13 protein-coding genes are annotated in these 13,858 nt (G+C 53.2%); 4 read left to right on the forward strand and 9 right to left on the reverse strand.

The window, feature by feature from the left end:
• Nucleotides 1–2: 2 nt before the first annotated feature.
• Together IEV97_RS12730 and IEV97_RS12735 are read right to left on the reverse strand one after the other, a co-directional pair.
• Entirely contained in the window at nucleotides 3–437 is a 435-nt protein-coding gene (locus IEV97_RS12730; RefSeq protein ID WP_188501851.1) for a response regulator, read from the reverse strand.
• Nucleotides 438–483: 46 nt separating this feature from the next.
• Nucleotides 484–1,953 (reverse strand): sensor histidine kinase, encoded by a 1,470-nt coding sequence (locus IEV97_RS12735; RefSeq protein ID WP_188501852.1) that lies wholly within the window; start codon nucleotides 1,951–1,953, stop codon nucleotides 484–486.
• A 402-nt stretch (nucleotides 1,954–2,355) separates the two neighbouring features.
• Between IEV97_RS12735 and gcvT the strand changes: the two genes are divergently transcribed.
• Together gcvT and IEV97_RS12745 are read left to right on the forward strand one after the other, a co-directional pair.
• Nucleotides 2,356–3,444, forward strand: coding sequence for a glycine cleavage system aminomethyltransferase GcvT (gene gcvT, locus IEV97_RS12740; RefSeq protein WP_188501853.1), 1,089 nt, complete (start codon nucleotides 2,356–2,358; stop codon nucleotides 3,442–3,444).
• 93 nt (nucleotides 3,445–3,537) lie between these two features.
• On the forward strand, nucleotides 3,538–4,269 hold the full coding sequence (locus IEV97_RS12745; protein ID WP_188501854.1) for a 2-phosphosulfolactate phosphatase: 732 nt from the start codon (nucleotides 3,538–3,540) through the stop codon (nucleotides 4,267–4,269).
• Between the two features lie 224 nt (nucleotides 4,270–4,493).
• Here the strand turns inward: IEV97_RS12745 and IEV97_RS12750 are convergent, their stop codons facing one another.
• The 4 genes from IEV97_RS12750 to IEV97_RS12765 form a co-directional block, all read right to left on the reverse strand.
• Complete coding sequence (locus tag IEV97_RS12750; protein WP_188501855.1) at nucleotides 4,494–4,820, reverse strand: nucleotide pyrophosphohydrolase; 327 nt, start codon at nucleotides 4,818–4,820, stop codon at nucleotides 4,494–4,496.
• 17 nt (nucleotides 4,821–4,837) lie between these two features.
• Nucleotides 4,838–5,764: a hypothetical protein gene (locus IEV97_RS12755; protein WP_188501856.1), complete on the reverse strand. Its 927-nt coding sequence runs from the start codon at nucleotides 5,762–5,764 to the stop codon at nucleotides 4,838–4,840.
• A 94-nt stretch (nucleotides 5,765–5,858) separates the two neighbouring features.
• Entirely contained in the window at nucleotides 5,859–6,311 is a 453-nt protein-coding gene (gene dtd, locus IEV97_RS12760) for a D-aminoacyl-tRNA deacylase (RefSeq protein ID WP_188501857.1), read from the reverse strand.
• 79 nt (nucleotides 6,312–6,390) lie between these two features.
• Nucleotides 6,391–7,041, reverse strand: coding sequence for a hypothetical protein (locus tag IEV97_RS12765; protein WP_188501858.1), 651 nt, complete (start codon nucleotides 7,039–7,041; stop codon nucleotides 6,391–6,393).
• Between the two features lie 138 nt (nucleotides 7,042–7,179).
• On the opposite strand from IEV97_RS12765, the gene IEV97_RS12770 reads away from it, so the two are divergent.
• Nucleotides 7,180–8,079 (forward strand): ATP-grasp domain-containing protein, encoded by a 900-nt coding sequence (locus tag IEV97_RS12770; protein ID WP_229733930.1) that lies wholly within the window; start codon nucleotides 7,180–7,182, stop codon nucleotides 8,077–8,079.
• A gap of 1 nt (nucleotide 8,080) precedes the next feature.
• On the opposite strand, the gene IEV97_RS12775 is transcribed toward IEV97_RS12770, so the two are convergent.
• Nucleotides 8,081–8,950: a universal stress protein gene (locus IEV97_RS12775; protein ID WP_188501859.1), complete on the reverse strand. Its 870-nt coding sequence runs from the start codon at nucleotides 8,948–8,950 to the stop codon at nucleotides 8,081–8,083.
• 175 nt (nucleotides 8,951–9,125) lie between these two features.
• On the opposite strand from IEV97_RS12775, the gene IEV97_RS12780 reads away from it, so the two are divergent.
• Nucleotides 9,126–11,840, forward strand: coding sequence for a PQQ-like beta-propeller repeat protein (locus IEV97_RS12780; RefSeq protein ID WP_188501860.1), 2,715 nt, complete (start codon nucleotides 9,126–9,128; stop codon nucleotides 11,838–11,840).
• Between the two features lie 103 nt (nucleotides 11,841–11,943).
• Here IEV97_RS12780 and IEV97_RS12785 read toward each other — a convergent pair whose 3' ends face one another.
• Both IEV97_RS12785 and corA read right to left on the reverse strand, forming a co-directional pair.
• Nucleotides 11,944–12,234, reverse strand: a complete 291-nt coding sequence (locus IEV97_RS12785; RefSeq protein ID WP_188501861.1) for a GIY-YIG nuclease family protein — start codon at nucleotides 12,232–12,234, stop codon at nucleotides 11,944–11,946.
• Nucleotides 12,235–12,397: 163 nt separating this feature from the next.
• Nucleotides 12,398–13,525 carry a magnesium/cobalt transporter CorA gene (gene corA, locus IEV97_RS12790; RefSeq protein WP_188501862.1) on the reverse strand — a complete coding sequence of 376 codons (1,128 nt, stop codon included), beginning with the start codon at nucleotides 13,523–13,525 and terminating at the stop codon, nucleotides 12,398–12,400.
• Nucleotides 13,526–13,858 lie beyond the last annotated feature (333 nt).

Here is a 13,858-nt window from a genome sequence, read left to right on the forward strand (position 1 = left end):
GCTTATTTAAGCTTTATCAGGTCCAGGAACAGTGTAAAGTTGTCAAGCGAAGACTGGCTGGTCTCGAAGTTATCGAAGCTCATCGGCTTTACGATGTAGCCTGCCACGTTCAGCTTCTGGGCAGCCATGCGATCCGTCTCTTCGTTTGAGGTGGTCATGATGAAAACCGGAATGTGACTGAACTCCGGCTCATGGCGCAGTTCGGCTAGGAACTCCAGCCCGTTCATGCGTGGCATGTTGATATCGAGCAAAATGACGCTAGGGGCAGGGGATATTTTGGGCACACCAGTCCCGCGCAGCATATCGAGCGCCTCACGGCCATTACGGGCTACATGGGTCGGGTGTTTAATGCCTATTTTCTTAAGTTCACGTTCTACATTCATAATATCCAGGTAGTCATCTTCCACTAAAAGGATATTAACGTCTTTATTTATCATAGCACTTTTGGAAATTCAATGATCAAAGCTAATATAATTATTTCAATTATGCCTGATTTTTAGGCCAGGTAAAACTGAATGTTGCCCCTTGGCCAGGGCTCGAGGCCACCCAAATGTTGCCCCCGTGGTGCTCCACGATCTTTTTCACGATAGCCAGACCTACGCCCGTACTTTCTACCGCATCGCGCTCCTGCAGGGTCTGGAAAATCACGAAAATGCGCTCGTGGTACTGCGGTTCTATACCTGGCCCGTCGTCTGACACCGAGAAGGTGTAGAAGTTCTCTGACTCCTGGCAGGTGACGTCAACACGCCCGTCTTCACGGTCATGGTATTTGATGGCGTTTGAAATTAAATTGAGGAAAACCTGGTGCAAATGCACTCGCTGTGTGTAAATGTGCGGCATGCCAGACCCGATCTCAACGGTGAAATTCCTCGGCGGCGAGGTCATGTCCGTTACTTCGGCCAGTAGTTGCTGCACGTCCACCATCTCCTGCGCATAACTGTTGCGGTCCACGCGGGCAAAGGCCAGTATCCCATTGATCAGGTTTTCCATGCGGTGTACCCGCACGCGCATCATCACCAAGTACTCCTTGATATTGTCGGGCAGGTTCTGGCCCATGTCTTCCTCCACCCAACGCGACGCCACTTCTATACCTCTCAAAGGCGCCTTCAGGTCATGCGACACCACATAGGCGAACTGATCCAGTTCCTTGTTCTTGCGATCCAGTTCTGAGAAGGTCTCGTCGATCGTGGCTGACATCTTGTTCAGGGAGTACGATAGCTGGCTGAGTTCGTCATTGGAGGTGTCCACGATCTGGGTCTGGTAATCTCCCTTCGAAATCTTTTTGGCCAGCGTTACCATCTCCATGATACGGTTAGAGATGATGCGCGTGATGTAGAATGCCCAGCCCAGGCCCAGTAGCACCGACAGTATGGTAAGAACGATGGACACTTGCCTTGTAGTATTGATACTGGTGTTCAGGCGATCATTTCTTTCCCCCCGCAAGGTATATTCATGGGAGTTAAACACACGGAAGTCGCTTCGGATGGTGTCCATTAGTACTTTTTCGCCCAATACCAGCGTGTCGATTTTCATGTCGAAAGCCCGGGATGAGTATTCGAGCGTATCGCCTCTCTTCATTTGGATGAGCGGCTCCGCATACACCGCTATCCAGTTATCGTGCGTGCTAATGATTTTATTGAGTCTGTGTTGCTGGTTCTCGGAAGCGGTATAACTTCTGACATCCTCACGCAGCCTGGGCAGGATCCGTTTGGCCTCGTGGTAAGGCTCCAGGAATACTTCGTTTCCGTTGAGCAGGTAGCCCCGCAAACCGGCTTCCATGTCGATGATGTTACGCTGCAGAGAGGCGGAGTTGCGGACTACGATCTGAGAGCGCGTTACCCAGCGCATGTTTTCGATCACATCCTCCGACAACCTGAAGTTTACGATGGCAACGGTGGCGAAAAGCAGCGATATCAGGACGAACCCGATAAACAGCTTGGTTGATAGCTTCATGGAAAATTATCTGATGAGCGCCAGACTGAGCTTTTGATAAGACAGACGATATGCTGCTAAGTTAGTAAAAATGGCGCTAAGCGAGCCAAAGTGCGGGGCAAAACGCGTAGCGACTGGCGGCTCGGGCAAATAAAAGGCAGGCACACTTGTGCTGTGTGCTAAGCGGTAGAGAGAAGTAAAAGGCATTCCTTTTGGCTAAAAAAGTGTCGGGTGCATGTACGCACCGGTCTTTGCAAGGTTATGCACAAAGGTTGTGGATAATTGCCGGCGAGAGGGCGGGGGCAGGAAGTTTCCCCGAAAAATAGCGTTTAAGCTATGCTAATCTTGTTCCTGCATAAAATTTCGGAAGCGGTTTTATTTACTTAATTTTGGGCATCTACTTTATTAGCAATCAAATCTGATATGGAACTCAAGAAAATAGCTTTGAATGATGTGCACGAGTCGCTGGGAGCGAAGATGGTGCCTTTTGCAGGATACAACATGCCGGTGCGCTACTCGTCTGATCTGGAGGAGCACAACACAGTGCGCAACGCGGTCGGTATATTCGATGTGTCGCACATGGGCGAATTTATGGTGAAAGGACCGCACGCACTCGACCTGATCCAGCGCATTACCACCAACGACGCCTCTAAACTGACGCCCGGCAAGATCCAGTACTCCTGCTTCCCGAATGAGGAAGGCGGCATCGTGGACGACCTGCTGGTGTACTGCATGGCCGAAAACGAATACATGCTGGTGGTAAACGCCTCCAACATCGACAAAGACTGGGCCTGGGTGAACAAGTACAACACTAAAGGTGCTGAGTTAGAGAATATTTCAGATGAAATGTCGCTGTTTGCCGTGCAGGGACCTAAGACGGTAGAGGCGCTTTCCTCGCTCACGTCAGTAGACCTGGGCAGCATGGCTTACTATACCTTCGAGAAGGGACAGTTTGCCGGTGTGCCTGATGTTATACTCTCGGCCACAGGCTATACCGGTTCCGGCGGCTTTGAGATCTACGTGAAGAACGAAGACGCCAAAAAGGTATTCGACGCGATCATGGAAGCTGGCAAGGCATACGGTATCAAGCCGATCGGCCTGGGCGCGCGCGACACGCTCCGTCTCGAAATGGGCTTCTGCCTCTACGGCAACGACATCAGCGACACAACTTCTCCGCTGGAAGCCGGCCTGGGCTGGATCACCAAGTTCGACAAGGAGTTTGTGAACGCTGAGAACCTGAAAGAGCAGAAAGCAGCCGGTGTGCAGCGCAAGCTGGTAGGATTTGAGATGCTGGAGAAGGCTATACCTAGAGCGCACTACGAGATCGTGAACGCCGAAGGCGAAAAGATAGGAGAGGTGACATCAGGCACCATGTCACCATCGCTGGGCAAAGGCATCGGGATGGGCTACGTGCAGACCGAGTACAGCAAGCCGGGCACCGAAGTGTTCGTTCGCGTGCGCAACAAAGACATGAAAGGCCAGATCGTGAAGCCGCCGTTTGTGAAGAAGTAGATTAATTGTTGATGGTTAAATTGTTAAATGGTTGTTCGCATTACCGAGCATTTTTAACAATTTAACCATTTAACCATTTAGCAATTTAAATAAATGCCAAGTATAGATGTGTGCTACAGCCCGGAGCTGTTGCACTTGTATGAGTTGGAGGGGAAGGCAGTGGTGGCTGTGGATATTCTGCGCGCTACCTCTACGATGGTGACAGCCTTTGCGCATGGTGCCACCGACATTATACCTGTAATGCAGCTGGAGGAGTGCCGCGCCTTTGCGGAGCAGGGCTGCCTGACAGCGGCCGAGCGCAACGGCATTAAGGCCGAAGGCTTCGATCTGGGCAATTCTCCTTTCGCTTACATGAACGGACAGGTACAGGGCCGCACTGTGGCCATCACGACCACCAACGGTACCCGTGCCATCCGTTTATCAGAGGCCGCCGAGGAGATTGTAGTAGGGGCGTTCCTGAACCTGGAGGCTGTAGCAGAGCATCTTCGGGAGTTGCAACTGGATGTGCTGGTGGTATGTGCCGGCTGGAAAGGCAAGTTCAACCTCGAGGACACCCTATTTGCCGGTGCGTTGGCTGAGCGCCTGCAGGGTGAGTTTGCCTTTGAGAACGACGCCACGCTTGCCTCGCTATACCTGTACCACGCTGCTAAAGACGACATGGTCACGTTTCTACGCCAGTCCTCCCACGTGCGCCGCCTCGAAAACCTCGAGATCCATAAAGACATCGAGTTCTGCCTCCAGCACGATACCTACACCGTATTGCCGGTTTGGAAAGGCGACAGGCTGGTCAATATTAGTTTAGAAGTTAGAAAGGTAGAAAGGTAGAAAGTTGTTTAGGAGATATCTCCCTTACTAGTTACCATCACAATTAAAAGCATCGAGCGCCAGTTTACGAAACTGGCGCTCGATGCTTTTATATGCTTTCTATGCGAGTTATGTAATTTAATACCCCATTATATAACTTCTAAAGCCAATTTTCTACCCTTTTCACTTCCTGACTTTCTAAGCTAGGATAACTTTCTAACTTTTTACCTTTTCAACTTTCTAACTTACCGCAGTTTTTCATTCTGCTTGTGCCTATCGCTGTCGCGGGAGGTTTTCTTTTCCAGGTTTTTCCGGAGGGCTTCGGTGAGGTCTATACCTGTCTGGTTGGCGATGCAGATGAGCACGAACAGCACGTCGGCCAACTCATCTGACAGTTGTTTGCCTTCATCGCTTTTCTTGAATGACTGCTCGCCGTACTGCCGGGACATGATGCGGGCCACCTCGCCCACCTCCTCCGCCAGGATAGCCATGTTGGTGAGTTCGTTGAAATAGCGGACCCCGTTCTCTTTGATCCAGTTGTCAACGATGGTTTGGGCTTCGGCGATGGTCATAGGTATAGGGCCTTTGGTTATTTGCCAAATTTAATCACAAAATCCACGTAAGGCACACCGATCGCGATAGATTCCGCAATGTCACCGTTGTTGATAAAAGCCAGGTCGACTGTCAGGCGCTCGCCCATGAACCGCACGCCGTAGGAGATCAGACCGTAGTAGCCGTCGCTGGGCACCAGCCAGTTCTCTGACACCAATCCCACCCGACGGCTTATCCGCTTCATGCCACTCAGGTTGAGCACGGGCCTTTTCGAGAACTCATCATCCACAAAGCCATAGCCCACGCCCAGCGTCACGTTGTCATCTGTGTTGCCATAGGTCACAATGCCGTAGCCTATACCTAGCCCGGAGAAATCTTCCTCCAGCCCGATCACATTCATGTAAAGCAGGCCGCCGCCAGCCCGCCATTTGTTGTTGATCTCAAACGTGGCCTTTGGGGTGAGGTAAAAGGCAGGTGTGCCGGAGAAGGTGGAGATCAGCTCGAAGCCACCGCCTAGGGTGATGTTGTCGGTAATGCCATAGTTGAAAGAGTTGAGCACCAGATAGGTGTTCTGGTAGTAGGCTTCGCCTCTTTTGAGGCTGAAGGCAGACGGGGAGAACAGGTAGCGGGTTGCGTTGGGGTTTTCAAACCAATACTCGCCATTGCGCATGCGGCTGTCGTCAACGATTTTGGTGCTTTTGATCTGGGTATGCGGAATCACCACTTCGCCGGCGCTGTCGGTTTGCAGGCGGATGCCGCCATCCGTTTGCCCCAAAAAGACACCCTGAATCACAGAGCCGTCGCGGGTCTCCACGATCCAGCGCTTGCCTACCACGCTTTTGGTAAGTGTGGTGTCGGTCTGGGCTTGAGCTGCGGTTGCTATACCTGTTACAAATAAGGCGCACAGCAGCAGCCGGCCCAGGAGTTGCGGCAGCCGTGCTGCCAGATAAGGTATAGCCTTCATATAAACCGTCCGGTAAGGTATAGCTGATTCAGGTAGAAATATATAGATAATTCCTGTTACTTCTCCAGCCTGCCTCAGAAATAATCAGAGCGGTTTATTCCCGGTTTTTAGAGTCGATGGTGATGGTAACCGGACCGTCGTTGAGGAGGGCTACTTTCATATCGGCACCGAATTCGCCGGTTTGTACTTTCCTACCCAATGCCTCTTCCAAAAGCGCGACAAAGCGCTCATACAAAGGTATGGCCACAGCCGGTGGAGCGGCCTGGATGTAGGAGGGACGGTTGCCTTTTTTGGTGAGGGCATGGAGCGTAAACTGACTGATCACCAGCAGGTCGCCCTGCACGTCCTGCACACTTAGGTTCATCTTGTCTTCTGCATCACTAAAAATGCGGAGCTGCACCACTTTGTTGGCCATCCATTTCAGATCCTCTTCGGTGTCGTCGTGGGTGAAGCCGGCAAGCAGTAGCAAACCGAGGCTGATCTCGCCCTTTACCTGGTTGTTGATGGTGACAGATGCCTGGGTAACGCGTTGGACAACGATGCGCATAAGGTATACCTTTGGTTCAGCTGGCAAAGGTACGGCTTCTGATCTATTTATACCTGGCTATACCTTAACCGGTGGGTGTTTAGTCGACGTAGCCCTCATACCGGATGCGGTTCACTTTGCCGTTCTTCAGGAAAAAGCGCAGCGAAATAGGGGCTCCCTCCACAGTGGTCGCTACCACCTCGGAGTTGGTCTGCAGGATGCGCACGTCGAAGTTCTTGAGTTTGGTCATCAGTTCGGGCTGGCTCATGCCTACCTTCATGTTGTTGCGAAGCGCTATACCTGCGTTGCGGATGTCGGCTACCTGCAGCAGCAGCTCGCCGGTTTGCGTAGGGGCATAGAGTTCTATCACCGACTCGCCAAACCGGATGGTATAGATCGTGTCCGTGATGGCCGGGCGGTGCATGTTCTCCACCGGGTCGGCATCCAGCGTGAAGTCGGTACCGATGCGGGCAAAGTAGGCGTCCAGCTTTTTGCTCTGGCGATAATCCGACAGGAAGGGGTTGCCCAGGAAATCGATGGTGGCCGGTGGGCCCGCTGGCTGGCGTCGGGCCAACAAGGTATCAGGCTCAGCTTGTTGCTGGTTGCGCTCCAGTGGTTCTTCTTTTTGCTCTTCCAGTGTGTCCTCCGGACGGCAGGCGCCCGCGGTGGTGCTGATCAGCAACAGCAGGACCAGCAGGCGTACAGAGAGGCTGTACCTGTGTCGTAGGCTGAGGCTGAAAAGATGTAACATGGTGGTAGTTAAAAAGCGGGAAAGCAGATTATACTTTTCATACGAGAACAGACGTTCTTAAAGTTTTGTTTAATTGGAAATTTATTCTGTAGATTCTGCGAGGGATAAAGTATAATTTTGCGGCAAATATCCGCATTTATGTCATTACAACAAATAGCAATAGTCACTTGCCGGAGCCTGGGCGATTATACCGCCAACGCCGATAGCGAAGATGAGCGCCTATACCGTTTTTTGGCCGAAAAAGGCCACAAAATTTCTTTTCAGGTATGGGACGATGAACAGGTGGACTGGACCGCATTTGATGCCCTCATCATCAAATCGCCCTGGGATTACTTCGATAAAATAAACGCCTTTTATACCTGGCTCGACAAGCTGGAGGCACTGGGCTGCCGGGTGCTCAACCCCGTGAGAACGCTGCGCTGGAATGCTGATAAGCAGTACTTTAAAGACATGCAGACGCAAGGTGTTACGATTGTGCCCACCGTGTGGCTGGAGCAGGGCAGCACGTTCGATCCTGACAGCATGTTTGAGGCGATCGGGCGGGAGAAGATCATTGTGAAGCCGCGCGTCAGCGGAGCTGCCAAGAACACCCTGGCCATCAGCCGGGCCGAGGCGGGCGACTATACAGCACGCATCAATACTTTGCTGCAGGACGAGCCTTTTCTGGCGCAGCCTTTCCTAGAGGAGATCAAAACACAGGGCGAGTGGTCTTTTATTTTCTTCAACGGCAGGTATAGCCACTCTGTGCTCAAAAAGGCCAGGCCGGGCGACTTCCGGGTGCAGCACTTCTTCGGAGGTAGCGTGCATACCCCAACACCGCCTGCCGGTATGCTGCAGACCGCTTCTGAAATTGTAGGGAAGTTCGCACAGGGCTGCCTGTACGCCCGCGTGGATGGGGTGGAGCTGAACGGCGAACTGGTGCTGATGGAGCTTGAACTTATCGAGCCCTTCCTGTTTCTAAGCACGAGCGAGGGTGCCCTGGAGCGCTACTACCAGGCGCTGCTGGATCTGACACCGCAGCCTGCCGCCAGGGCATAGCCTATGCCTTGCCCTGGAACACGAGCACGGGCAGCGGCGCGTGTAGCACCATCTTCTTGGCCAGGCTGGGGTTGAAGAGTGAGTCGAACGTGCCGCGCCCCTGGGTAGTAAGGGCCAGCAGGTCGATGTTTTCGCTACGGGCAAAGTCCTGCAGGGCCTCGGCGACATCTTCACCTTCGAGCAAGGCATAGCGTATGTCGTTTTCGGGAGCGCCGTGCTGTAGGTTTTGCTGCAGCACCAGCAGTTTTTCCCGGTCCTGCTCCGGATCGTCCGAAATGTGCACGCAGTAGATCATGGGCTGCAGATGGCCGAACAACTGCCGGACACGATCGATGTCGGCCACGTCCGTCTTGCCGAAGTCAGTAGCGTAGAGGATGCGGCCAGGTATAGCGCCATCGTATTGATTCGGCACTGTCAGCACAGGCACGCGTGCTTCGTCGATCACCTTGGTCGAGACGGTGCCGAACACAACCCGCCCGAAGCTCGACTCGCCTTTGGTGTTCATGATGACCACGGCAGGGCGGAAGCGCTCTGCCTGTTCGGGTATTTCCTCTTCCGGCAGGCCGTGGGTAAAGGTCCGATCGATGTGCAGACTGCTGCCCATGCTGCGGGCTTTCTGCTTTAACTTTTCGTAGAGCACCTCAAGTTGCTCCAGCGCTTCGGTTTCGTTGCGGTGCAGCACACGCTCCGCCAGCTCTTCCGAGGGGTTCAGGTTGGCAGCGCTGGCAGGCACGGCATCAGCCAGGTAATCCTGGAAGCAGTGGAGGAGGAGCAGTTTAGCCCCGGGAACGCCGGCCGCCAGCTGCATCGCGTAGTGGCAGGCCTTGTTGGAGCCTTCCGAGAAATCGACAGGTGTGAGTATCCGAAACATGGTGAGCAGGTTTGAGTTGGCCCCTTTATACGCAGCCAGGCAAGTGCAGGTGCAGCCGCTGGCCGCTAAACAGGTATAGAATCTGGATATTTACGGCATGAATTGGGACTGTAGCCGCTATACTCGGGGGATTTCTAATTTTTTCGGTTAATTTGTAGCTTCATACACCCCCACTATGCCGAAACGCATTGTCTTTTTCTTCATCGCATTTGTAGCACTGGCCTCCCTGGCCTATTATGGCTTTAGCAGGTGGCAGGACTCCCAGCAGAAGGTGGACCTCTGGACGCTGGTGCCCGAAACGGCAGCTTTTGTGGTGGAAACCAACAACCACAGCGACCTGAAAAAGCACCTGGAGGAGACCGACCTGTGGGAAAGTTTCTCGGTGCTTCCGGTGGCGCAGCGCTTTCAGGAGAACATGGCCATGCTCGACAGTGTGGCACCCGGCAACCAGCGCCTCGAACGATTCCTGGACAAAAAACACATCCTCACCTCTGTGCACGTGCTCGGCAAGACCGATGTGGAGTTTGTGTACTACATTCCCGTGGTATCTGTGGGCGAGCATCGCTTTCTGCGCACGCTCAGCGAGAATATCATCAAAGACCCGCTCTTCAAAGAAGAGATCCGCGAGTACCAGGGCATGCTGCTCACCGATGTGACCAATACCCAGCTGGGTAACAGCTTTACCTATTTCTCTTTTCATAACAACATCATTCTGAGCGCCTCGCCCGTGCTGGTGGAGGAGATCGTGCGCCGCATCAATCGCGGTAAACTCAACTCCATTGCCGCTGACTACAAAAAGGTGAATTACCTGAGCCAGGAGGATGTGTACGCCAACGTGTTTGTAAACTACCGCGCCCTGCCTGACTTGTTTGGCCTTTTCCTGCAGGAGGATCTGATGCCGCAGGTACGCTACCTGAGCAGCTTTTGCCGCAACGCCATGCTGGAGCTCAAACTCGACCAGAACAAGGTTTTCCTGAACGGCTTTTCGAACCCCGAAACGCTGGAGGGCTCTTTCCAGACGCAGCTTCGTCCATCTAAGCCCCGGCCGCTCGACATCAAGCAACTACTGCCTACGCGGACGGCCATCCTGATGCACTTCGGGGTGAGGGAGGTGGCGCGCCTGCGCGATGGCAAGGCTCCCAACGATGCCTACAGCCCCACCATCGACAGCCTCGCCCGTTCTTATAGCCAGGAAATTGCGCTCGCTTACATGGAGTCGTACAACATGAACACGAGCCCCGACAAAATGGTGATTGCCCGCATGGAAAGCAGTGGCAAGACCGGGACCCGCTTTCAGGCCCTGGCAGAACAGGTGAGCAAAGCGCAGAACGAGAAGATCTATACCGAGAAGTACGGCAACTATACCTTGCAGCTGCTGGACCTGGAAGAACTGCCTGCCCGTTTGTTTGGCAGTCTGTTCGCTGGTTTTGAGCAGAGCTACGTGCTGCAGATCGACAACTACATGGTGTTTTCGCCGGACATAGCCAGCCTGCGCGCGCTGATTGACGATATCAACGCGGGTGAGGTATGGGGACGCTCCGTGGCGCAGAAAGCCTTTTTGGAGGAAACCCTGCACGAGGGTAACTTCAGCTTATACCTGAACACCGTGAACGCCTGGTATATTCTGAACCGCTATTTGCAGGAAGAGAACCGGGAGGACCTGCTGCAAAACTCCAGCCTGATCCGAAGGTTTAACCAGGTGAGCGTGCAGTTTGCCCGCGCTGAAAACCAGTACTACACCAGTGTGCTGTTCAGGAGGCAGGAACGCCATGCCGACGGTGTGCAGGGAGGTTATGAAGAGGAATTCACCATTCCATTTGCGAGCCGTCTCATCTCGCCACCCTACCCGATCCAGAATGCCATCGACCGAAGTCGTGAAGTGGTGGTGCAGGACTCTATGCTGGTGCTTCATAACATTACCTCCACCGGCACCCGTGGCTGGACCGATTCGGTTCAGGCCCAGGTCATCGGCGGCCTGCAGCAAGTCGAGTTGGGCAGCGAAAAGCGCTTGCGCTACGTGTTTGCCACGGGCACCCGCATCCATGCCATCGACCACCTGGGGCGCGACCTGGAGCATTTCCCGTTCAACGTGAGCGATACCCTGCGCCTGCAGCGCCTGGCCGTGTTCGACTTCGAGAAAAACCGTGATTACCGCTTTTTGGTGGATGACGCCCTGGGCAACCTGTACATGTTCGACACACGCGGCAACGCCATACCTGGCTGGCAGCCCCGCCGCATGGATTATCGCCTGGCAGCCACACCGCAGCACGTGCGTGTAGGCGGCCGCGACGTCATCCTGGTACTGCTCGAAAACGGCTACGTATACGCCCTCAACGCCAAAGGCGAAACCTACCCGGGCTTCCCGTTCAGTTTGCGGGTGCCGATCACGTCCGAAGGCGTCATCCGGGCAGGTGCCGACTTGCGCCGCTCGGTGGTGACGGTGGTGTCGCGCTACGGTGAGGTGGTGGAGTTCAACCTGCAGGGCCAGGTAAAGGCCCGGGAACAGCTGCCGCGGCCAAGCAAGAGCGCCATGTTCGACCTCGTGCCCGACGCCGGTGGCCGCTCCTACATCATTGTGCGGCAGGACCAGGGCAAGGTAGCCGCCTTCGACCAGGACCTCAAAGAGCTGTTTGAGAAGCGATACGTTACCTCGGCGCCCAAGATTGTGCAGTACTTTAACTTCGGAGGCGGCAACCAGGTATACGGCATCACCGAAAACGGACCGCAAAAGACCTACCTCTACGGTCCGGATGCCCGCCTGATTGGGGGCAGGTCGCTGGAAAGCAACCAGCCCGTGAGCATCCACTACAACGAGGTAGGCAACAACTACTCCGTCTTCAAAGTGTTCCGAAACGAACTGCAGAAGCTGAGTTTCAAGCTGCCGGATTAATTAGGACAGTTCATTACTCCTCACAGTATTTTATTGGACAGAGTCACTCTACTTTATTTGTCATCCTGGAAGGATCTTGGTAGCTAGGGTTAGTAACTGTTATTCAGGGCTCGGATTTCAGGAATCGCAGGAATGGATCCTCACTTTTAATAAGTTCTATCTTCCTTTCACGATTCCAACTCTTTAGCTCCTTTTCTCTATCGATGGCGTGCTGCACATAGGTATAGCGTTCATTGTAGAGCAGCTTGTAGTAACGGCCTGCAAAAGTTTCAGGTTTGCCTCGGTTTTCCTTGTGTTGCTCAAGCCGATACACCAAATCATTTGTCACTCCCACATAAAGCACCGTTCTGCTCGGGTTAGTCGTAATGTAGACAAAGTAATTGTGACTTTTCATAGCTGCGGCTTAACCTCCCGGGGGTAGGGGCCCTCTATTTCTACCTGGTTTCTTTCAGAATGACATAATATTTGGGTTCCGTTTTGAAAATTGTCGCTCCTGCCTAAGGTATAACTGGTACAGAAAGTAACCAGTTTAGGAATAGGAAGACGTAATAAAAATTCTAAAAACTCTTAAACCAGCCTTTCTTGTAGAACAGGTATAGCTGCACCATGACCAGCGTAGTCATCAGGATGATCAGGGTCGGGTAACTGTAGGGCAGGTATAGCTCGGGCATGCTTAGTCGGAACACCTCACCTGTTTCAGGGTCCTGGCGCGAGAAGTTCATGCCGTACAACCCGGCGATAAAGCTCAGCGGGATAAAAATACTCGAGATAATGGTGAGTACTTTCATGATCTCGTTCATGCGGTTGTTCACCGTGGACATGTACAACTCCACCAGACTGGTCGACATTTCCTTGTGGCTGTCGATCAGGTCGATGAGTTGGACGGAGTGATCGTAGGCGTCGCGGAAGTATACCTTCAGATTGTCAGGTATAATGGCTTCGTCCATGCGCAGCAGTTCGTTCATTTTGTCCCGCTCCGGCCAGGCAATGCGGCGCAGCTTGATCAGTTCGTTCTTTAGGTCCAGGATCTCCCGCAACGCCTGCTTCGACGGATTGTCCAGAATCTTCTGCTCCAACTCCTCAATATAAGACCCGATGGACCCCATCACCGGGAAATAGTAATCCAGTACCACGTCCAGAATAGCATACACCAGGTACATCGGTGGTCGTTGCCGGATGATGCCTTTTCCTACCCGGATGCGCTCGCGGAGTGGATTCAGGCAATCTTCGTAGTCGCTCTGCAGGGTGAGCACATAGTTGGGGCCCGAGAAAACAGAGAGTTGAACGTCATCCAGGGTATGATGCTCTTCCTTCCAGCGGAGCATGCGGGTGATGATGAAGAGCCGGTCGTCGAGCTCATCGACTTTAGGGCGCTGGTAATCGTTGATCACGTCCTCCATCTGCAGGGAGTGGATGTCGAAGTCCTGCTTGAGCAGCTCCAGCATGGTGAGGTCAGCGTATCCCCGTATGTCGATCCAGTGCGTCGCCTCTGGCTGCGACTTTACCTGCTGCACCAGTTCGGCGTAAGAAACCAACTCCTGTTCTTTGAACATTTGCTCGTTGAAGGACATCAGGAAGTAGCGTGGGGCATGTGCTTCAAAAGGGATAAAGAGGGAGCCCGGACTGATGCCGATCTTACGGTCCAGGATTTTGTGTCGGGAGCGGTGTCGTTTCTTTTTAGCCATGGCGGTGTTAGTGTATGCTGCAGCTGTACAAGGTAGCAAAAATTAGGTTTCACCTGATGATTGTGGTAGTGCTAAGGCTAAGGCGGTGCAGCCGCAGGTTAAGGCACAACATAACTTGATGGCGCGAGCGTCCACGCTCGTGTCTGCTATGGTGGGGCCTCTGGCCCAGGTAGAGGTATAGGTGTATTATTGCTAATGCCTTTTGCAGGTATAGCAAATGATATTGTTTTATAGCTTCGCCTGTGCGGCGGGCACTCACTTTTTTCCTTGATGAAAAAGTAAGCAAAAAAATCAAGACGATTTTAAACTCGCTGACCGCTCAAACACAAAATC

Source organism: Pontibacter amylolyticus (genome assembly GCF_014638845.1).
Lineage (GTDB): Bacteria > Bacteroidota > Bacteroidia > Cytophagales > Hymenobacteraceae > Pontibacter > Pontibacter amylolyticus.